The 23048-nt window shown below is 33.4% G+C and carries 16 protein-coding genes; 5 read left to right on the forward strand and 11 right to left on the reverse strand.

Going from position 1 to position 23048, the window contains the following annotated elements:
* Window positions 1-118: 118 nt before the first annotated feature.
* The gene (gene rpoB / locus NH26_RS13675) at window positions 119-3991 is read left to right on the forward strand and encodes a DNA-directed RNA polymerase subunit beta (RefSeq protein ID WP_044226216.1); all 3873 of its coding nucleotides are present in this window, start codon (window positions 119-121) and stop codon (window positions 3989-3991) included.
* Window positions 3992-4344: 353 nt separating this feature from the next.
* Window positions 4345-4785 carry a DUF5606 family protein gene (locus NH26_RS13680; RefSeq protein ID WP_044226032.1) on the forward strand — a complete coding sequence of 147 codons (441 nt, stop codon included), beginning with the start codon at window positions 4345-4347 and terminating at the stop codon, window positions 4783-4785.
* Window positions 4786-4843: 58 nt separating this feature from the next.
* On the opposite strand, the gene NH26_RS13685 is transcribed toward NH26_RS13680, so the two are convergent.
* From NH26_RS13685 to NH26_RS13695, 3 genes are all read right to left on the reverse strand, one after another.
* Entirely contained in the window at window positions 4844-6415 is a 1572-nt protein-coding gene (locus NH26_RS13685) for a sensor histidine kinase (protein ID WP_052432133.1), read from the reverse strand.
* Window positions 6416-6525: 110 nt separating this feature from the next.
* On the reverse strand, window positions 6526-8214 hold the full coding sequence (locus NH26_RS13690) for a PHP domain-containing protein (protein ID WP_044226029.1): 1689 nt from the start codon (window positions 8212-8214) through the stop codon (window positions 6526-6528).
* 85 nt (window positions 8215-8299) lie between these two features.
* Window positions 8300-9097 carry an SDR family oxidoreductase gene (locus NH26_RS13695; RefSeq protein WP_044226026.1) on the reverse strand — a complete coding sequence of 266 codons (798 nt, stop codon included), beginning with the start codon at window positions 9095-9097 and terminating at the stop codon, window positions 8300-8302.
* A 193-nt stretch (window positions 9098-9290) separates the two neighbouring features.
* On the opposite strand from NH26_RS13695, the gene panB reads away from it, so the two are divergent.
* From panB to NH26_RS13710, 3 genes are all read left to right on the forward strand, one after another.
* A complete protein-coding gene (gene panB, locus NH26_RS13700) occupies window positions 9291-10109 on the forward strand; it encodes a 3-methyl-2-oxobutanoate hydroxymethyltransferase (RefSeq protein ID WP_044226024.1) in 819 nt (272 codons plus the stop codon).
* A 179-nt stretch (window positions 10110-10288) separates the two neighbouring features.
* On the forward strand, window positions 10289-10978 hold the full coding sequence (locus NH26_RS13705; RefSeq protein ID WP_044226022.1) for an RluA family pseudouridine synthase: 690 nt from the start codon (window positions 10289-10291) through the stop codon (window positions 10976-10978).
* Between the two features lie 547 nt (window positions 10979-11525).
* Window positions 11526-12374, forward strand: coding sequence for a flavin reductase family protein (locus NH26_RS13710; protein WP_044226019.1), 849 nt, complete (start codon window positions 11526-11528; stop codon window positions 12372-12374).
* A gap of 76 nt (window positions 12375-12450) precedes the next feature.
* Here the strand turns inward: NH26_RS13710 and NH26_RS13715 are convergent, their stop codons facing one another.
* From NH26_RS13715 to NH26_RS13750, 8 genes are all read right to left on the reverse strand, one after another.
* Window positions 12451-13221: a phosphosulfolactate synthase gene (locus NH26_RS13715; protein WP_044226016.1), complete on the reverse strand. Its 771-nt coding sequence runs from the start codon at window positions 13219-13221 to the stop codon at window positions 12451-12453.
* A 183-nt stretch (window positions 13222-13404) separates the two neighbouring features.
* The gene (locus tag NH26_RS13720; RefSeq protein WP_044226013.1) at window positions 13405-14802 is read right to left on the reverse strand and encodes a tetratricopeptide repeat protein; all 1398 of its coding nucleotides are present in this window, start codon (window positions 14800-14802) and stop codon (window positions 13405-13407) included.
* Between the two features lie 160 nt (window positions 14803-14962).
* Window positions 14963-15940 carry an NAD-dependent epimerase/dehydratase family protein gene (locus NH26_RS13725; RefSeq protein WP_044226010.1) on the reverse strand — a complete coding sequence of 326 codons (978 nt, stop codon included), beginning with the start codon at window positions 15938-15940 and terminating at the stop codon, window positions 14963-14965.
* 8 nt (window positions 15941-15948) lie between these two features.
* Window positions 15949-16734, reverse strand: coding sequence for a tyrosine-protein phosphatase (locus NH26_RS13730; RefSeq protein ID WP_044226007.1), 786 nt, complete (start codon window positions 16732-16734; stop codon window positions 15949-15951).
* Between the two features lie 86 nt (window positions 16735-16820).
* The gene (locus tag NH26_RS13735) at window positions 16821-19310 is read right to left on the reverse strand and encodes a polysaccharide biosynthesis tyrosine autokinase (RefSeq protein WP_044226005.1); all 2490 of its coding nucleotides are present in this window, start codon (window positions 19308-19310) and stop codon (window positions 16821-16823) included.
* A gap of 22 nt (window positions 19311-19332) precedes the next feature.
* Window positions 19333-20268: a polysaccharide biosynthesis/export family protein gene (locus NH26_RS13740; RefSeq protein ID WP_158021940.1), complete on the reverse strand. Its 936-nt coding sequence runs from the start codon at window positions 20266-20268 to the stop codon at window positions 19333-19335.
* A 175-nt stretch (window positions 20269-20443) separates the two neighbouring features.
* Entirely contained in the window at window positions 20444-22423 is a 1980-nt protein-coding gene (locus NH26_RS13745) for a protein-disulfide reductase DsbD family protein (protein ID WP_044225999.1), read from the reverse strand.
* Window positions 22424-22439: 16 nt separating this feature from the next.
* Window positions 22440-22751 carry a DUF4286 family protein gene (locus NH26_RS13750; RefSeq protein WP_044225995.1) on the reverse strand — a complete coding sequence of 104 codons (312 nt, stop codon included), beginning with the start codon at window positions 22749-22751 and terminating at the stop codon, window positions 22440-22442.
* Between the last annotated feature and the right edge of the window lie 297 nt (window positions 22752-23048).

The following is a 23048-nucleotide window of genomic DNA, read 5'->3' on the forward strand; positions in this document are numbered from 1 at the left end:
GAAGACACTTTTACAAGCAAGTAAAATACATTTTGCGCCCCTGTTACAAGGGTTATATACGGCTTTTTATAACCGCTTTTTGTAACAGATAGTTTTGAAACTTAAAAAGAAAACCACCTTGGCAACATTCAAGAACGGTAGAAAGAATTTTGCGAAAGCAAAAAGGGTTCTAGATTATCCAGATTTTCTAGACGTACAGTTTAAGTCATTCCATAACTTCTTCCAAATCGATACTCCTCCGGAGTTGAGAGAAGATGAAGGTTTGTACAAAGTATTCATGGAGAACTTCCCGATTACGGATTCTCGTGAAAACTTCTTATTGGAATTCATCGATTACACTATTGATCCTCCGAAATATACGGTAGATGAGTGTGTAGAAAGAGGTTTGACTTTCAGTGTGCCTTTAAAAGCAAAATTGAAGCTTTCGTGTAGCGATGAAGATAATGAGGATTTTGAAACCATTGAACAAGATGTGTTCTTAGGTAATATTCCTTATATGACAAGAAGAGGATCATTTGTAGTAAATGGAGCAGAGCGTGTAATCGTTTCTCAGCTTCACAGATCTCCTGGTGTTTTCTTTGCACAGTCAAAACACACAAACGGTACTAAACTTTACTCTGCTAGAGTAATTCCTTTCAAAGGATCATGGATCGAATTTGCAACTGACGTTAATAACGTGATGTATGCTTATATCGACCGTAAGAAAAAATTCCCAGTAACAATGCTTCTTCGTTCGATCGGTTATGGATCGGATAAGGATATCTTAGATTTATTCGGTTTATCTGAAGAAATCTCAGTATCTAAAGAGAACTTAGCTTCTCTAGAGAACAGAACATTGGCTGCACGTGTATTAAAAACATGGACAGAGGACTTCGTAGATGAAGATACTGGTGAAGTAGTATCAATCGATCGTAACGATGTAATCTTAGAGCGTGACCATATTATCTCAGAAGAAGATCTTGAAATGATCGAAGATTCTGGAGTAAGTGCTGTTATCGTTCATAGAAAAGATATCAACATCAACGATTTCCGTATCATTTTCGATACGTTATCAAAAGATAATTCAAACTCAGAGAAAGAAGCGGTACACCAAATCTACCGTCAACTTCGTAACACTGAGGCTCCTGATGATCAGACTGCACGTGACATCATCCAAAACTTGTTCTTCTCTGATAAACGTTATGACTTAGGTGAAGTTGGTAGATACAAACTTAACCGTAAGTTGAAGTCAGAGACAAGCATGGATATCCGTGTGCTGACAAAAGAAGATATTGTCAAAATCATCAAGCACTTGATCCACTTGATCAACTCTAAAGCTGTTGTAGATGATATTGACCACTTGTCAAACCGTCGTATCCGTACGGTGGGTGAGCAACTTTACTCTCAATTTGGAGTAGGTTTAGCTCGTATGGCTCGTACTATTAAAGAGCGTATGAACGTTCGTGATAACGAAGACTTTAAACCAGTTGACTTGGTGAATGCTCGTACGTTATCATCTGTAATTAACTCGTTCTTCGGTACCAACCAGCTATCACAGTTCATGGACCAAACTAACCCTCTTGCAGAGGTAACGCATAAGCGTCGTATCTCAGCATTAGGACCAGGTGGTCTATCAAGAGAGCGTGCAGGTTTCGAGGTTCGTGACGTTCACTACACTCACTATGGTCGTCTTTGTACTATTGAGACACCAGAAGGTCCAAACATTGGTTTGATTTCGTCATTGACAGTATATGCGAAAGTAAACAGTATGGGCTTCATCGAAACTCCTTACCGTAAAGTAACTGACGGTGTTGTAGATATTGAAGATGCTAACGTAACTTATATCTCTGCAGAGGAAGAAGATGAGAAGTTTATCGCACAAGCGAAAACTGATTTAGATGAAAACAATCGTTTTGAAGAAGAATTAGTGAAGGTACGTTACGAAGGTGACTTCCCTCTTAAAACTCCTGAAGAAATTGATTATATGGACGTTGCTCCAAACCAAATTGTATCGATTGCAGCCTCAATGATTCCTTTCTTGGAGCATGATGATGCCAACCGTGCATTGATGGGATCAAACATGCAGCGTCAAGCAGTGCCATTATTGAAGCCTGAAGCTCCAATCGTAGGTACTGGTTTGGAAAGAAACGTAGCTATTGACTCTCGTACAGTTGTTCTTGCTGAAAAGGATGGTGTAATTGATACAGTAGATGCGAATTCAATCAACGTTCGTTATGACCATACTGATGATCAGTGGTTAGCTTCATTCGAATCAGAAGTGAAGAGCCATAACTTGATCAAGTTCCGTAGAACGAACCAAGATACTTGTATGAACATGCGTCCTATCGTGAAGAAAGGGCAGCGTGTGAAGAAAGGTGATGTTCTTTCTGAAGGTTATTCTACTGAAAATGGCGAATTGGCAATTGGTAAGAACTTACTAGTAGCCTTCATGCCTTGGCAAGGTTATAACTTTGAGGATGCTATCGTAATCTCTGAGCGTGTTGTACGTAATGATGTTTATACTTCATTGCACATTGTAGAGCATGAATTAGAAGTACGTGACACTAAACGTGGTGAGGAAGAATTAACTTCTGAAATTCCTAACGTTGGTGAGGATGCAGTGAAAAACTTGGACGAAAACGGTATTATCCGTGTTGGTTCTCGTGTACGTCCTGGCGATATCCTTATTGGTAAGATTACTCCTAAAGGAGAATCAGATCCAACTCCAGAAGAAAAATTATTACGTGCAATCTTTGGTGATAAAGCAGGTGATGTAAAAGATGCATCATTAAAAGCTTCTCCATCGTTGATTGGTACAGTAATCGATACACGTTTGTTCGCTCGTCCTAAGAAAGACAAAGACTTACGTGCTAAGGCTAAGAAAGAAGTTGAGTTATTGAAAAAACAATACTCTCGCGACTTGAAAGGCTTAGAAAATAGAATGATGTCTAAATTGATTGAACTTCTTGACGGTTTAACTTGTCAAGGTGTGAAACATAAATTTGGACAAGAGGTAATGAGTGCAGGAGTAACTTTCTCTGAAGCAAATATCTCTGAAAACATCTTCCCTGGTGAAAATCCATTCCGTGATGACTCATCTTATGCAGTTTCTGAAGAAGCAAACCTTTTAGGTGACCTTATTCTTGATAACTGGACTGATGATGCTCGTGTTAACGAATTGGTTAGATCTACAGTGAAGAACTATGTAAACGCTCGTAACGAAGTAACAGGTTTCTTCAAGCGTGATAGATTTACATTAGAAGTGGGTGATGAATTACCAACAGGTATCGTTAAGCTTGCTAAAGTTTATATCGCTAAGCGTCGTAAATTGAAAGTAGGTGATAAGATGGCCGGTCGTCACGGTAACAAAGGTGTTGTTGCTAAGATCGTTCCTGAAGAGGATATGCCATTCCTAGAAGACGGTACTCCAATGGATATCTGTTTGAACCCACTAGGTGTACCTTCTCGTATGAACATTGGTCAGATTTACGAAACAGTTCTTGGATGGGCTGGTTTGAAAATGGGTAGAAAATATGCCACTCCAATTTTTGATGGTGCTTCTGAAGAAGAAGTAGTAGCAGAATTGAAAGAGGCAGGTCTTCCTGATTATGGTCGTGCTCAATTATACGATGGTTTAACAGGTGAGCCATTCCACCAAAGAGTTTCTGTTGGTGTAATGTACATGCTGAAACTAGGTCACTTAGTAGATGACAAAATGCACGCTCGTTCTATTGGACCTTACTCGTTGATTACTCAACAACCTCTAGGTGGTAAGGCACAATTTGGTGGTCAGCGTTTCGGTGAGATGGAAGTTTGGGCATTAGAGGCATTCGGTGCAGCTAATGTACTTCGTGAAATCTTAACTGTGAAGTCTGATGACGTTCAAGGACGTGCTAAAGCATATGAGGCAATTGTTAAAGGAGACAATATGCCTAACCCGAACGTTCCAGAATCATTCAACGTATTGGTTCATGAACTTCGTGGTCTTGCTCTAGAAATTACACTTCAGTAAGCTCTGAGCTCAAGACAAGACTAATAAAGCCAAAATGTATATACCTGTGGGAAGTAATTCCCACAGGTTTTTTGCATTTAAAATGTGATTGATATTTTTCTTACTTATTTGATATAGTATTATACTTTTTATTATTCCATAATTTTGATGTTCATCTTATTAATTATGGTGTTTTAATAGAATAAATCCATTCTTTAAGTATTAAAAACGATATATTTTTGATATTAAATCAGTTCATTTATTAAATTGCGAAGCGTTTTTTTAACGCATTTAAAAAGTCAATCATTACCAGATTATTTCAAACAATTTTTGGGGTAATCTGATTATAAATCATAAATAATCATCATTATAATATGAATTTAAAAGATATTGCTTCAATTGCAGGTAAACCGGGTTTATATAAAGTATTAAAGCCATCACGTACAGGTGTAATTGTTGAAACTTTAGAGGCTAAGCCTAAGAAGACAATTGTAAGTGCAAGCCAAAGAATCTCTATCTTAAAAGAGATCTCTATGTATGTAACAGGTCAAGCAGAAGAGTCTGTTCCTTTAGAGGAAGTATTTGTTGCCGTAAAAGAAAAATTCGGTATCAATAAATTGGATGTAGATACAAAATCTGAAGAATCTTTAGAAGATTTTATTTTTGCTGTACTTCCAAGCTGGGATTCTGACAGAATTTATACTTCTGATATCAAGAAATTAGTTACTTGGTACAATAAGATTACAGAATTCTATCCTGAAGCTTTAGAAGATAAGAAAGAAGACGAGGAAGCATCTGAAGAAGCTGCTGAATAATCGTAGTCAAAACTTTCAAAAAAGGGTTAATTCATACTTATATGAATTAACCTTTTTTTTATTCAGGAATATCATCTTTAATCGTAAAATAAAAAGTTGATCCAATATCACGATCAGATTCTACCCAAATACTACCATGATGTAGATCTACAATTTTTTGGCAATGAGCTAATCCAATTCCTGAGCCCTCATACTCACTTTTACTATGTAGTCTAGAGAAAATAATAAAGATCTGTTCCAAATATTTATCATTAATACCAATACCATTATCCTGTATTGCAAACATCCATTCTCCTACCATATGTATGGCCGAAATAGTAATCACAGGGTCAATATTGGGTTTTCTAAATTTGATCGCATTGGTCAGTAAATTTTGAATTAATAATCTTAATTCAATTTCATATCCTCTGATAATAGGAAGATTTTCAAAACGTATTTGAGTATTTGATTCAGTAATTGAAAACCTTAAATCTTGTGATATATCTGTGATTAGTTGATTACAATCGATATTAGATAAAGACCTATTCTTTCCAATTTTAGAATAATCTAATAATGCACGTATTAAATTTTTCATTCTGGTTGCAGAGGAATTGATATACCCCAGCATTTGCTGTCCATTGTGATCTATTTTTGCTTTATATGAACTGTCTAAAAGTTCTGATAAACTAATAATACTTCTCAAGGGTTCTTGTAAATCATGTGATGTAGTATAGGCAAATTGTTCTAATTCATGGTTTTTACTTTTGAGATCTTGTTCGATTATCATTAATTCAGTCGTCTTTCGTTTTTCTTCTTTGAACATAGAAATATAATCCAGGATAATCCCTATGAATGGAAGTAAGAAAGAAAACGTAAATAAGAATTGAGAGATATTGAAATGAGAATCAAATAACTGATGACTACCAATAAATAAATGACATTGCCCTACTCCTATAGGGAGAATACTCCAAAATATGGATTGTAATAAATAACTATTAGAGTGATTTGATAATCTGATAAGGAATACCCCAAAGACAATACTATACATCATTATTGGAAAAAATGATATCAGGGCAAATGAAATAGTAGTGCTACTCCATATGATAAACTGATTGATGTAATCAGAAGTACCAATAATAAGTATTCCTAGAAAAATAAAAATTCCACCCACATAATAATGAAGGTTTTGTGTCTTTTTCTCGTCTCTATTTTGATTTTTGATAATCAAAGAAATAAGGGCTGTAAGCATTAGACATCCTTCAAAAGAGGTAGAAATAAGATCATGATTTTTAAGGTCGGAAAGAGAAAGGTATTCAGTATTTGCAAGAAGTAATACTTGTGAAAATTTTATCATTCCTATAGAAATAAATGCAAGCCCTATTATTGCAGAACCTTTGGAATTGGAATAATGATGATGAATATAGGCTAATCCACAAGTGATAAATATAAGTAAGATGGAAGTCCATTCTAATAATACAAAGGATAAGAAACCAAAAGGTGTTACAGGAAAAATACCTTGTTCTAAATCCATTAATTCTCCACTTAAACTTATTTCAGAATAATGTAGAAGAAAAGGGAGTACAGAGATCAAGATTGTAACTGTAATAAGGGATTTTGGTATTTGGTGAAATAGACTTTTAGTAGTATTCATCTTTAGCAGGCTTTAACTAATTCGACAACAAAAAAAATAAGTACCGAGTTTAATCGATACTTATTTTCTTGCTTCAATACTATTAGTTGTGCCTTGAATGAAATACAAATCTATTTTTTTCGAGATGTAAAGTATTCTTCAATCTCAGAAGAACTCATTGCATTTAAGGTCATTTCTTTCGTTAAGCCTGCTTTTCTACCAACTAATAATCCAAAGTGCATATCATCGTAACCTTCTACAGCATGCGCATCTGGGTTGAGTGATAATTTTACACCTTGGTCTAAAGCATATTTAGCCCATCTCCAATCAAGGTCTAAACGCCAAGGACTTGAATTAATTTCTATAATTACGCCATGTTTAGCACATGCATCAATGACTGCTTTATGATCTATAGGATAGCCTTCTCTTCTTAGTAACAATCTTCCTGTTGGATGTCCTAAGATTGTGGTAGCAGGATGTTCAATTGCCTTAATTAATCTTGCAGTGGCAGTCGGTTTATCCATTGTTAAAGGAGAGTGAATTGAAGAAACCACAAAATCAAAACTAGCTAACACATCATCATCATAGTCTAAACTTCCATCATTTAGAATATCTGATTCTATTCCTTTAAATATTTTAAAAGGTGCTAATTCTTTATTCAGTTCATCAATTTCTTTATGTTGCTGTTCAATACGTTCAACGGATAAACCATTGGCATAAAAAGCAGTTTTTGAGTGATCAGAAATCCCTAAATACTCATACCCTTTTTCTTTTAGGAATACAGCCATTTCCCTTAAGGTATTTTGACCATCAGAATAATCAGAGTGATTATGTAAGCTGCCTTTTAAATCTTGATCTTCGACTAATGTCGGAATGCCTTTTTTGACAAAATCTCCTACATACTCTTCACCTTCTCTAAGTTCAACAGGGAAAAATGGAAGGCCAGCATTATTATAAATATCTTCTTCAGAGCTATATGAAGTCTTGTTTAAAACATCTCTTAAAGTAGGATGATCATCACTTCCTCTTAAAGCTAAATGTTCTGGAGCAGCACTTTTTTGAAAAGCTATTTTAATATACTCTTCTTCTGAAGTGATATAAAATTCGACAGGAGTATCTGAATCAATGGTGTTGGCACGTAATGTTAAAGGTGTACTGCCTTGTTCATCCATTTTAAGCTGATCCATCCCTTCTAAAACAGTTTTTAAAGCGGATGTACTCTCTGTTTTTACAGTAAAACTAAGAGTATCTACAACTTCACGTTTTAAAGATAAATCACCCGCCCATTGATGTTGACAGCTTTTCTCATCAAGAAACTGAGATATATTTTTGGCAATTACTTCTGCTTTTGCATAATGTAGACGTTTTTTATTTTCCTTAAGGAAGTGGACTTGTTGAAGAATTTTAGCTTCAGTTTTTGCGGCAAATCCTTTTAAAGTTTGTACTTTATTTTCCTCACAAGCCACTTGTAGCTTATCTAAGCTATCAATGTCTAATTCTTTCCAGAGTGCGGCAATTTTCTTGGGACCAATACCACTTAATGCCATCATATCTATTACTCCAGAAGGTGTTTTTTCTTTTAAATCTTCTAAATCAGAAAGCACACCAGAAGAAAACCAAGTCGTTAATTTTTCAGCCATCGTTTTAGAAAAACCTAAATCGATTAACTGATCATTATCCAAACTAATTAAAGGAGTTCCTGCATTTTCCATGCTTTGAATCGCTGTAGAATAAGCACGTGTCTTGAAAGGGTTGGCTCCGTGTAATTCCATCAATTGTGTCAATAAACGGAAACCTTTAATAATATCTTTGTTGGTCATGTTTGTATCGAATATAAAGTACAAAGGCGAGATTTCACCTTTATAGAAATTAAGATGTAAATAACCTTAATCTCATCACTTAAAGTTATGATTTTTTTCTTACTATTTTCTCCAATAATGCAGGAAAGAATCTTTTGATATAAACTGCAAGTTGTTCCCTTGGTCTGCCAATAATAGCTTCACTTTTACCTTCTGATGCATAATGTAATATATCATGAGCAGCTTTTTCTACAGAAATGCCCCCTTTACTATCTTCTGATTTACCTTGGGTTGACCCATCTGCCTGAAGTGCATTTTTTCCTAAATCTGTCTTGACATATCCAGGTAAAATAGAAGTCACCTGAATGTTATAAGGATAAAGTTCTGCTCTCAGAGAATCCATAAAACCCAATAAGGCATGTTTTGAAGCTGCATAAGCCGTTCGATCTGGAATTCCCATTTTCCCTTGAACACTGTTAATACAAACAATCATAGGATCTTTGGATTGCTTGAGAAAAGGTAAACATGCTTTAGTGATATGTAAAGCTCCCCAAAAGTTTACTTTCATGATAGTTTCAAAAGTAGAGAGTTTCATATCTTCAAAAGCGGCTCTCTGACTGATCCCGCCTACTAGAAATATTCCATCAAGTTGTTGATGTATTTGATAAGCTTTTTGAGAACTATCTAAAAGCTGTTCATAATTCGACGATAAATCAATAGGTAATACTTCAATATTATCGTTTTTTTGATATTGACTTTTAAGTTCATCTAAAGCGTTTGTATTTCTTGCAGAGATAATTAAACGACAAGAAAGTTGACTCATTGATATCACAAGTTGCTTACCTATTCCGGAAGAGGCACCTATCACCCAATATACTTTTTGATTAAACCTTGATTGTTTCATAATTGGTCGAAATTACGAACTATTGACAAAACTTTGATAAATATCATACAATTATAGGCTTACATTCGCACCATGTGTTATTAACAACCGCTTTTAAACTTGTATATTTGTACTCAATTCAAGTCGATGATTAGAATAAGCTGTTTATTCTGAACATTTTAAAAAGAGGGTTTAAATAAAAATTCAATACAAAATGTCAATCCACAAACCAGATATAAAGAAAGTTACTACACATCAATTAGCAGCAATGAAAGCAAGAGGAGAGAAAATTTCTATGCTTACTGCTTACGATTATTCTATGGCTAAAATCTTAGATGCTTCGGGTATTGATGTATTGTTGGTGGGTGATTCTGCATCGAATGTGATGGCAGGTAACGAAACCACTTTACCAATTACTTTAGATCAAATGATTTATCATGCTACCTCTGTTGTAAGAGCAGTTGACAGAGCATTGGTAGTAGTGGATATTCCTTTCGGTAGCTACCAAGGTAGTTCGACAGAGGCTTTACGTTCTGCCATCAGAATCATGAAAGAAACTGGTGGACATGCTGTAAAAGTAGAAGGTGGTGCTGAGATTCAAGAATCTGTAAAAAAGATTTTATCTGCAGGTGTTCCAGTTATGGGACATTTAGGATTGACTCCTCAGTCTATTTATAAATTTGGTACTTACACTGTAAGAGCAAAAGAAGAGGAAGAAGCACAAAAGCTTATAGAAGATGCTAAACTTTTAGAAGAATTAGGATGTTTTGCTTTAGTGTTAGAGAAAATTCCATCAGCTTTAGCAGAAAAAGTAGCAAAAGAATTAACTATTCCTGTGATTGGTATTGGTGCCGGTGCTGGAGTAGACGGACAAGTTTTAGTTGTTCATGATATGTTAGGTATCACTCAAGATTTTAAACCTCGTTTCTTAAGAAGATATGCCAACATTGGAGGTATAATGAAAGAAGCTGTTCAAGTCTATATTTCTGATGTGAAATCGCATGATTTCCCTAACGAAAAAGAATGTTATTAATCTGATTTCTATTCGGATAAATTCGTAAAGGGATTTATCAAAAAATTAGATATTGATTAGTAGTTTATTGATATTTGAGGTTATTATTTCAATATCAATACCATTATTTAGTAATAAGAATTAAGTAACGTAACTTAATTCCTTCACTTACGTGAGTAAGCGAGTAAGATTTAATTAAAATGAATTTAGATCAGTCACAAATAATCTATGAAGACAATCACTTAGTGGTTGTAAATAAAGCACCTGGTATTTTAGTACAAGGTGATGAAACCGGCGATGAAACACTTACCGATATTGTAAAAGAATATATCAAAGATAAGTACAAAAAGCCCGGAGCAGTATTTCTTGCTCCAGTTCATAGATTGGACCGTCCAGTTAGTGGTGTGGTGGTTTTTGCGCGTACGTCTAAGGCAGCTGAACGTATGGCTAAGATTTTCCAGGAACATAAAATTACCAAAACCTATTTAGCTTTAGTGGCTAAACGTCCTCAACAGGAGGAAGACACTTTGATTAATTGGTTAAAGAAAGATGAGAAGAAAAATAGAACACACGTTTATTTATCTGATCGTCGTGGTGGTAAATACTGCGAAACATACTACAAACTATTAGGAAGAGTAGGCGATAATTATTGTTTACACGTTGAACCTAAAACAGGACGTTCGCATCAAATTAGAGCCCAATTGGGAAATATCGGGTCTCCTATTAGAGGCGATATGAAGTATGGTGCCAAAGGAAGAATTTTGAAAGGTAAATTGATTTTCCTTCATGCAAAAGAATTAGCATTTGAACATCCCGTAAAAAAGGAACCAATGAGATTCACTGCAAGAGTTCCTGAACACGATATTTGGAAGAACTTCGCTAAGATGTAAGCAATTACATCTATCATAAATAATAAGATCCCTGATCAGTAATGGTTGGGGATTTTTTTATGCACAAAATGAATAACTCATGACTTATTCACATTATTGGTAATTACCTTAATTAAAAAAGAATAAGTGAATAGTAAATGGGTTAATATGTATTATCTCATTTATAGCTAATTCCAAGAGGTTTTAGTGTGAATTAAGAGGAAAATCAAATAGTTATTCACAAGAATGTGGATAACTATTTGATTTCACCATTTATATAATTAAAAACTACGCTTTTATTGTGCATAATTGTTATTCACAAAATAATAACTCTGTGGATAAATAGTAATTGGGATAGTATAACTATTTTTTGAAATAAAATTTCAGAAGTCTATTCACAAATAATAAATGAAACATTTGATTATAGAATATGTATATCATAATGTGAATAGCCGAATTTAAAAACATCAATGTTGATAACTTTTGAACCTTATCTCTCTTCGATATATTGAAAAGAAAAACTTATCTTGCCTTAATATCACCATAAACAACTACCACCATAAACACTATGAAAAAAATTATCCCATCAGAAATAAGTACATCAGAAATGCATTCTTATCTTTTGAATGCTATTGCTCCTCGGCCTATTGCTTTTGTGAGTACTGTGGATGCTTCTGGGAAGGTGAACCTTAGTCCTTACAGTTGCTTTAATTTTTTTGGAGCCAACCCAGCAGTCTTTGTTTTTTCACCAACAAGAAGTGTTAGAGGAAATGCATTGAAACATACTTTAGCAAATATTGAAGAAACAAGAGAGTGTACTGTGAATATTGTTACTCATGATATTGTCCATCAAATGTCGTTATCAAGTACCGCTTATGAAAAAGGAGTAAACGAGTTTATTAAATCGGGCTTGACAGAGAAAGCATCTGATATAGTTGCCCCTCCTAGAGTTGCCGAATCACCCGTTCAATTTGAATGTAAATTAAGAGAGGTAATGCCTATGGGTGATGAAGGTGGAGCCGGAAATTTAGTGATCTGTGAAGTGATTTGTATTCATATCAATGAAAATTACCTCAATGACCAAGGAGGTTTGGATACTACAAAATTAGATTTAATGGGAAGAATGGGTGGAAATTTCTATGTCAGAGCTTCTGGAGACGCTTTAATGACTATTCAAAAACCTATTCAAACAAAAGGCATAGGATTAGATCAATTACCTCTTCATATCATAGAAAGTAAAATTCTTACAGGAAATCATTTAGCTCAATTGGCAAATGTAGATCATATTCCTTCAGAAAAAGACTTAGAAAATATAGAAACACCTCAAACCTCTTCGGTAGAAGAAAATCATACGTTAGCAGCAAGACTAATTGATAAAGGGTTGATAAAAGAAGCATGGAAATTACTTTTGTATTAGTAATTACCTCAATTCAATAGATAAAAAAAACGGCTGAAATTAATTTCAGCCGTTCTCATTGATATATTTTTTAGAATTACTTCCAACCTTCGTTTAAGAAGTCGTGGAAAGTATCTCCTCTTAAACCTAAACGAATAGTTTCTAAAGGAATAACTTCTTTAGGAGCGATGTTACCCAAGTTTACGTTAGTACCAATTAATTTGATAAACCAAACTTGTTGTGCTTTTTGTGGAGCTTCCCAAATGATATTTTCGTAAGGAATTTGAGTAAGAATTTCTTCTACTAAACCTGACCTAACTTCACCTGATGAGCGGAATAAACCAACGTTACCACCTTCACGAGCCTCACCAATCACTTTCCAAGCACCAGCTTCTAATTCAGCGCGCATTAATTCGATCCATTTGTATGGAGGAATAATTTTTTCAGCGTCTTTAGATCCTACTTCAGAAACAACAGTTGCACGTTCAGATAGTTTACGAATATATTCACATTTTACATCATGTGCCATATCCATAGATCCGTCTGATACTTCAGCAAAATCTAAATTGAATTTATCAAGAACTCTTAAGTAATCTTCGAATTGATCACGAATAACGAATGCTTCAAATAAAGTACCACCAAGATATACTTTAATACCAGCATCTTGATAAAGGTTAATTTTTTCTTGTAGATTAGGATATACATATGAAGTAGCCCATCCTAATTTTACTATATCTATGTAATCACCCGAAGTTTCTAAAATATCTTCTACTTCACGTAGGGACATTCCTTTGTCCATTGCCATAGTTAAACCTTTATTTCTAGGTTTAGCACTTCTTTCAGGGAGATTATTTAATACGTAATTCATCTTCAGACGATTTGTAATAAAAAAAATCGACTACAAATTGATTTAGAAGTCGATACATTTTTTACATCACTAAAATTATATAAAGCATAGAATTTTGCGATGCGTCGCAATTTCGTAAAAGCTATTATTATTGAGGGTATAATTATGTTAAAAAATCAAAATAAGCACACAATTTTTCAATTATTATCTTTTGAACTTGTTAATAGCTGATTTTAAAATTTCTTTCATGGATTCTTCAGGCATATAATCTACCAATTCATGATGTGCTTCATAATTAAGTTGAAGTGCCTTTTCAATAGAAATGAAGGCTTCATTCATTTTCCCATCAAGTAATTGATAAGCGGCTAAACGATAATATAAAGAATGATTATCAGGAATATTATTAATTGCTTTTTTCAGCGTTTCAATTCCTTCATTAAGTTCTTCAGCTTTAGCGTAAACTTCTGACCAATCTAACCAAACATAGATTTTATTTGGGTTAATTTCACAAGCATTTTTAAAAGCTTCTATACCAGAAACACTATTACCTAAAGAACTTTCAGCTTTAGCTAAGGCGTACCAATATTCATCATAATGAGGATTTAGTTTTACAGCTTTATTTAAATAGTGCGTGGCTTCTAGAAAATTACCAAGTTTACGATGGTTTTCACCAACTCCAAACCAAGCTTCATCATAGTCAACATCTTTTTCAAGGGCTTTTTTGAAATAACGAATTCCTACATTGTAGTCTTCCATCATTTCAGAAGATGCACCAAGGTGGCAATACAATTCTGCAGAAGGATCTGTAGCTACTTGCAGTGCTTCAAGGTATTTTCTAAATGCATTGGCATATTCTTTTGTATTTAGAAAGCAATGCCCCATTTGCATAAAGGCAACTTCAAAAGTATCATCAATTAAAGTGGCATATTCAAAAGCGGCTAAAGCTTTTTCAAATTGTTTGCACTGACTTAAGAATAACCCTTGATTAAACCAACGGTATTTATTGTAAGGATCTTGATCAATTAAAGCTTCTAAATGTGTTTCAGCATCACTGAGCATATCAAGTTTTAATGCTAAATCATACATCTCATAGACAGATTCTTCAATAGTGTCATCTTCTACTAAAGAAACTTTAAACATGCTATAAGCTTCATCAATTCTATCAGCAGAAAGTAAAGTGATAGCGATGTTATAAATGATTTCACCTTTTTGAGAATCTGTAGTCTCAATTGCTTTAAAGAAGTAATCAATTGCACTATCAGTTTCTCCAACTATAGAATAGAGGGTACCTTTCTGGAAAAGAACCATAAATTCATTAGGAGAAATTTGTTCAGCCTCATCAATTAATTGAAAAGCATCTTTATAATTACCTGTATATGCACTGATTTTGGAGCGATAAACTTTGACTGTAGCAGAATTGGGATAATATTTTTCTGCATGCTCACAAACCGTCAATGCTTTATTGATTTTGAATTCATCAAAGTAATATTCAAGGATATCTTCAAAAGTATCTAAGTCATAAAATTCTTCACGACCACCTTTGAGGTTATTCTCGTATTCTTTGATTACTTTATTTATATCGTCATTAAACTGATTCGGCATCGTAAAGCGGATAGTTTAGAAAAATATTTTAATGGTACAGTTTAAGTTTATATTACTAACACTGATCACAACACAAACCACAATATCGCAATAAAAATTGATAGATAAATGATGTAATTGTGTATAATATTAAACAGTAAAACTGTAGATTAGGTTTTATTTATTGATGATCTTTTACCCATTGCATTGTTTCTTCTAATGGGCGGAACTGAAGTTGAAGTTCTTTTATCGCTTTAGCGTTTTTATATTCTTTTTTAGAGTATAATGTTCTTAGAAGATCTTTAGATAATTTTCTTTTTCTTCTTGTAATCAATTTGATACCACCTTCAAGATAATAGACTAATTTGCTTATTTTCTTTGTGATTTTCTTTTTGGGTGGGGTAACATTAAAACCTCTTGAGATGATCTCTAAAGCTCGTTGAAAAGGAATACTATGTGCGTTTAAAATATAGCGTTCGCCGTTAATATTATCATCAAAAGATTTAATAACCGCTGTGACTACATCTCTAATATCTACAGAACTAAAATTACCTGTTGGATAGTATTTCACTCCTTTTTGAATTAGTCCTAGAATGGTTAGAGAACTTCTTTTAAAATCGCCAACACCTAGAATAACAGAAGGGTTTAATACTACTACATCTAAGCCTTCTCTATAACCTCTCCATACTTCTTGCTCTGAGTTGTATTTTGAAATACCATAAGCAGACACACCTTTATCACCTGTCCATTTTGAGTTTTCATCAATTTGATTTCCATATTCAGGTACACCTAAAGCGGCAATAGAACTAATATGGATAAATTTTTTGATACCACACTCTAAAGACATATTGACTAAATTTGCGGTACCATTTACATTGATTGCCCTTAGTTCATCAATTCCTTTATCAAAAGAAACTATTGAAGCAGTATGTACTACATAATCAATTCCTTGAAGGATTTCCTGTAAAGTATTTGGATCTAGAATATCGGCATCTTCCCATTGAATATCATCTTTGATGTCATCAATTAAAGAAGTGTCATTTTTCTTCCCTTTTAAGGCGATAATTTGGGCTTTTTGCTGGTGTAATGCTTGAGTAATATAACCACCAACAAAACCAGTGGCTCCAGTGATGAATACTTTTTTTCCTTCGAGTTGCAAGGTGTAAATTATTTTTGTGGCACTTTGTTTATGCTATGATTTAGCAAAGATAAGCCAAGAGCCTTATTATAGTACGATAGTTTCTGTACTTTTTCTAACCAATGTAAATGTTTTGCTTTATGGGTGTCTGTTCCAATAAAGTCAACTGCATTTTCATCGATTAATCTTTCGGCAAAATGTTTAGCTTTAGAAGAATAATAACCTGCCAACGACAAGGCATTTATTTGTAAAAGTGCACCTAACTTTTTCCACCTTAAAATTTCTTCAAAATTGCCATCATAAGTATAAGTGTATCTTTCAGGATGAGCAATAATTGGTTTGTATCCTTTAGATATGGCTAAGAAGATAGCCTCATCAATAAAAATACAAGGATTGATAAAAGAGGTTTCAATAAGAAGATAATTATCTCCAAAGGTTAAAAAGGGTTCGTTTTGTCTTAGTTTTTTGATAAAAACGTCATCCAAATAATATTCAGCAGCAGCTTCTAGTTGGATATTAATACCTTGTTTCTTCACCTCAGTTTTTAATTCTTCTAGTTTACTTAGAATAATTTCAGGAGTATTTTTAAAAAAATCACTCATTACGTGAGGTGTTGCAATAAGATGAGTGTACCCTAAAGAATGAAGCGTCTTAACAATATCTAGAGCTTCTTCCATATTCTGAGCACCATCGTCTATACCAGGAAGAAAATGGGCATGCATATCTGACGTAATTGCTGGACCTTGAGGCTCAGTTATTACTTCTTTATTTTTTGATGGATTGTTTTTCTTAAATAATCGGGCAAGCCACTTCATGATTGTTGACGTTTTAATCTGTTGACAAAACTACAAAATGTGGTCTAAAGTTCTGGTGTTTTATTGAATATGGTTAAAAATAAATCTTATTTTTTAAATATTTTTTTCCAAAAGGGTACTTTTTTATTATCAAAATAAGCGATATCTTCTTCATTTAAATCAGAGTCATAACCATAGGTATATCCATAACCATAGCCATTCGAGCTATACGTCATAGTACCATAACCATATCCATACCCACCATAACTTCTACGATCAGGAACAGAGTTAAGAACAATAGAAATATTTTTAAATTTCCCTGATTTATAAAGGTTATTGGCGTTATCAATGAATGATTGTTTTGAGTAATCTGCTCTCACCACATAAATTGGGTTGTCTGCATGTCTCATGACAATCATACCATCAGTTACCAAGCCAACAGGAGGAGAATCAAGCATTATAACATCATATTTGTCTTTTAATTGCTTGATAAATCTTTTGAAGTTGTTGGATAAAATTAGTTCTGATGGATTTGGAGGAATAGGTCCTGCACTAATATATTCTAAAGAAGGAATATCAGTTTTTTGAAGACACTCTTCTATCGTATTTTGACCTACTAATATAGAAGAAGCACCATTTACATTACTACCTCCCATTGCTAAATGAACCTTCGGTTTTCTTAAATCAAGATCAACCATGATCACTTTTTTATCTGACATAGCAATAATCCCTGCTAAGTTAGAAGCCACAAAAGTTTTTCCTTCTCCACTAATCGTTGAAGTCACTGATATCACCTTAGATGTTTTTTGTTCCTTTTCTATTGCTGGATCATCATCTAAGAAATCAGAGATCATAAAGTCTAAGTTTGTTCTTATAGATCGGAATGCTTCTGACATGGTAGATTTAGGATCTTGAGAAACCACCAATTTAGAAACAGACATTTCTTCTTTTTGATACTTAGGGATTAATCCAAGAATCGGCATATTTGTTCTTCGTTCTAGATGTTTTAAGCCATTAATTTTATCCATTAATAGATAATTGATAACAACTAGTAAAACAGAGAGGAAAATACCAATAGCTAAACATATAGCAATAGCAATCAACTTCTTAGGTCGAATTGGAGCTGCACTAGCCCGAGGAGCATCAATAACTGAAGAGCTTTCTATTGTACTTGCCTGTGCCATACTCACTTCTATTAATTTATTAGTGAGTAAATCAGAAATATCGGTATAAATAGAGACTCTTTTTTCGATTTTTTTAAGATCTGGATCACCTCCTATATTTTGGAAAAAGACTCTTCTTAGCTTACTTATTTCCTTTTGTAAATCTTTGATATTATCATCTAAAAACTGTTCGGCAAATTTAATAGATTCAGCTACTTCAAAACGTAGTTTTTTATATAGTTCTAAGGTAGAATTACTAGCAACTGTATTCGAAGTATAAGATTCTTTAATTCGTAGTGCTTCTGTTTCGAGTTTTGCTAGTTCACTTAGACTAGAAGAAATACTTCCATCCGTAAGAATAGTTGCATAAGCTTGTATGTAGACAATACTACTATCGGCTTCTAAAAAATGTCTTAGTTTTTGATATTTCTTTTTCTCAGATTTGAGTTGATTAAGCGATTTTTCTAATTCTTGAATATTACCCACAATCGGGCCTGCTTCCATATATGAGCTCAAATCTTTATTGAAACTCAACTCTCTCATAGTTTTTTCTAAATTATTAAGAGAGTCTTTTGTAATATCAATTTGACTATATAAGAACCCTAATGCTCTTTCATAAACTAAGGCTTTACCTTCCCTAGATAATTGACCATAAGATTTGTTTATGGCTTCCAAAACAGCTTCTGCTTTCTTTCTATTGCGTGCAGTAAATGAAATTTGAATAGTTTTAGCTCTTGGATCATAAATCATAACCGATAAGTTTGCTTTCAAAAAGCCAATAATTCTAGATTTAGAATTAAAAGTAAAACTATATTTATTGGTTTCGAGAATTTTATTTTTGGGAGTGACAATTAAGGGCTGTCCTCCTAATATGATTTGTTCTCCTGATTTTCCAGAAATTGTATTTTCTTGATCTCCTGTTTTATATGTAACTTGATATTGATCTCCACCATTAAGGAATTGTAAGAATAGGGGAATATCCTTAAATGCGGGTTGTTTTCCCGAAGGATAAGTTAAAGTAAACGGTACACCATCACCAAAAAGTTCTGAATCACGAACATCACCCACAGAATAATAATCTACAGAAAGATCAATAAGGGAATCTGTGATACGCTCATACATCACACCTGAAGTTATTAATGCCATTTCACTTTCTAGTTTTCCTTCTTCTAAGGAACTATTAGCGATACCAAATTTTTCAGCAAATTCTTGTGAGGAAGAGGTTAACTTTACTTGGTTTAATGTATGTGCTTGGTAAATTTCGGGTGTCCATCGAATATACAGGTAAGCAGCAATACCACTCAACATAAGTAGCAGTATTACCCAAATGATGTTTTTCTTAACAACATATTCGAGTTTGTCAAAATCTATGTCGTTGGCAGAACTTTCTTCATTATTATCTAAGTCCTCCCATTCTTTTTCAAAATCACTCATTGAATATCTTAGACTAAAAGTTTTAGTTACCAGTAGAAATTTGTTGAATCAATAGGTATAAAGAAACTACACTTGAAACTACACTGACTAATAAGGTCAAATCTTGTAAATTTCGTGTGTCAGATTTTCTTCTTGGTTCAATGTAGATTACATCGTTAGGCATTACATGTAAATTTGCTTTACTTAATCCTTGAATGGTACTTAAGTCAACAAGTTGAACCGAAGGTTTATTGAAACCTTGTATAGGGTCTGGCCTTACCATACGAATATTGGTAGCCATGATATCATTTTGAATTGGAACACCATTGTTTCTTGCGGTATTTGCTCCTTGTTGAGAAGCTAATGCAATGATCTCGAGTAAAGTCATGTGCTCATTTCTTAAAGGAATGATTTCTGCACCTGTTGCTCCCATCACAATGACTCTTTTGTTGGTATATTGAGTAATTACATAAGGTTTTTGATAAAACTTACTGTAAAGTTCCGATAGCTTTTTATTGGCTTGTTCTAGGGTTAAACCTTTTAGTTCGATTGCTCCTAGTAGGGGTAAATCTGCAAACCCATCACTTTTTACCAAATATTTTTTTGGATCATCTCCATTTTCTCTCATTGGAGCATTCATGGCACTATTGGGATTTTCAATCATTCCATTGTTATTGAAGTTACCATTACTATTTCCCCTACCTTGAGCGGCTATTTGTTTAGGAGATAGAAAATCGCCGTTAGGATCTACCACTTTTTCACCTTCATTGGTAAAAACAGACATAGCAATATAATCGTCAACATTGATGGTGTAATTATTTAATGCAGAATTTTCCGCATTAATAAATGCTTCATCGTTAATATTTTGATCTGTTTTGAACAAAATACTTTTTCTGATGGAACAGGAAGTTAAGCTGAATGCTATAATGAATGAAAAAATTAGAAGTTGATACCTTCTGAAAAAATATATGCTATTCATGTTTAAGTCTAGATCAGTGCAATTACAATGCAGATACATTGATGCAAAAAATGAGCAGAATTATGCTAAAATCTAATAATCTTAAATAAAGATTGATTTAAAGGGTAAAAATAATAAAAAAGTCCACTTCATAACCTTAATGAAGTGGACTTTTTATAAATAAATATGGTGAAATTTACTTTTTGAAAGCAGTTTTACCCGCATCTAAGAATTTCACGAAGTTTTCTACATTTAAATCATAAGCTTTAGCATCAACTAAAGGCTCTCCATCTTTACCTAATAAACAGTAAAAAGGTTGAGCATTACTATTGAATTTAGTGATTTGAAAATCAAAATTCTTTGCTCCAATAGTTTTCTTAGTGTTCTTATCAAAAGTAGAAGTTACCCATTCATTTTCAGGTAATTTTGTTGGGTCATCTACGTATAAAGCCAATATAATATATTCTTTTCTTAAACGACTTAATACTCTTGAGTCTGACCAAACATTATCTTCCATTTTACGACAGTTAGCACAACCGTGCCCTGTAAAATCTAAGAATATAGGCTTATTGAATTTATTTGAAGCTGCAATTGCTTGTTCATAATCAAAGTATCCTTTCAAACCGTGAGGTAACTCGAAAATATTATCGTATTTGATAGGGTGTAATAAAGTTTCTTTTTTATTTCCACCTGATAAATCGGCAATTTCAATTTCTTCTCTGATAATACCTCTGATATCAAAAGTATGATGAGTTTGAGGAGGTAAAATACCAGATAATAATTTTAATGGAGCACCAAATAAACCTGGGATAAGATAAATCACAAAAGTGAAAACAATTGTAGCTAGAATCATTCTTGGAGGACTGATACTATCTACTGGTGAATCATGAGGAAGCCTAATTTTACCTAGTAAATAAAGACCTAACATAGCACTAATAGCAATCCAAATTGCTACCATAATATCCTTATCTAATAATCTCCAGTGATATATTAAATCAATATTTGATAAGAATTTGAAGGCTAACGCTAATTCAACAAAACCTAAAACTACCTTTACAGAGTTTAACCATCCACCTGATTTAGGTAGACCTTTCATTAAACCTGGGAATAAAGCAAATAATGTAAATGGAAGAGCAAAAGCTGAAGCAAATGCTATCATACCAAAAATAGGTTTCAAATAGGCACCTCCTACTGATTCAATAAGTATAGTTCCTACAATTGGGCCCGTACATGAGAAAGAAACTAATACTAAAGTGAAAGCCATAAAGAAAACGGCTCCCCATCCTCCTTTGTCAGACTGTTGATCAATTTTATTAACCATAGAACTTGGTAATGTTATCTCAAACATACCAAAGAACGATAAGGCAAAGACTATAAAAATAATAAAGAATAATATATTGGGTAGCCAGTGTGTACTAATAGCATTGGCTACACTAGGATCTTTAGTTAATGGGACTAAAACAGCTCCAAAGAATCCATAAATTGCAATAATTGAAAACCCGTATAAAAATGCTTTTGATTTTCCGCCACTCTGATTAGTGAAGAATGAAACCGTCAAAGGAATCATAGGAAATACACAAGGAGTAAAAATGGCCGTCAAGCCAAAAATAAAGGCAGAAATCATGAATGCCCAAAGGCTTTCTTCTGTATCCTGACCTGATGAAGATACTGCTTTAATCTCTCCATTTGCTGTTAGTGGTTCTTTAATTTCAAAAGTAAAATCTTTTTCAAGAGGAATACACTGGCCTGTTTCATCAGAACAACTTTGACCACTTATAGTTACCTCAATCTTATAGTTTTCATCTAAGATTTTAATGGTTTGTTTAAAAGTACCCTCTTTTTTAAAGTATCTAATTTTTCCTTCCCAAATCTCATCATATTTTTCATGAGAATTGATAGGAGTTAATGTATCCGCTACTTGAAAAGTATTATTTGCCTTGTAAGCAGAAGAAGTAATTATTGGACCTAATTCTGGATCAAAATCATTAGAATATAAATACCAACCGTCTTTAATTTTCGCTTTAAATGTTATTTCTATTTCTTCTCCAACCTTAGGTGATTCGTTAGACAGTGAAGCGGACCAAGTAACAGGATTAATTATTTGTGCATTGGCAGATATGCCTATACTAAGTAATAATACTGTAATGAAGCCAAATGATTTAAAAAATTGTTTCATTGTAAGTTTTGTGTAATTAGATGTTTTCTTCTCTTAAGACCGTTCGGAACTGAGAAACCTTCTCTCCAAACTCTGCTTTTAACTTAGTGTGTAAATCACCTTCAAACTGACGCATGAATTGGTCAACTTTTAATAAATTTTCTACATCACACATTAAAGCATAGTTACTTCCTGCTTGTTCTGCTTTTTCCGATAGAAGTTTCATGAATTTATAACCCGTAAAACATTGGGTTTTCATTACTTCGGTAATAAAGAAAGATTTCATCCATTCTTTCCAAGGTTGAAGTACTTCGTCATCAACATGAAAGGAAATGTTATATATGATCATGGTATAGATTTTTGTGCAAAATAAGGAGTATCAATGAACTCATCATAGTAAATCGAGAATCTTTTATTAAAGTAGTGTTAAACAGATCTCTATTTAAGCTTTTAATGATGATATAGAGTGAAGTTAATTACTCATATTTTAATTAATAAATAATAGACTTCATAAACACATACTTATTTACGTTCTAAACTTAGTGTTTTTTACAATTTACTGAAGATGTTAGTTTTTTATAGAAATAACTTTGTATTAATCATATTTGATATAGATGATTCTTCTAAATTATCTCTCAACAATGCT

Origin of the sequence: Flammeovirga pacifica, assembly GCF_000807855.2 — a bacterium.
Lineage (GTDB): Bacteria > Bacteroidota > Bacteroidia > Cytophagales > Flammeovirgaceae > Flammeovirga > Flammeovirga pacifica.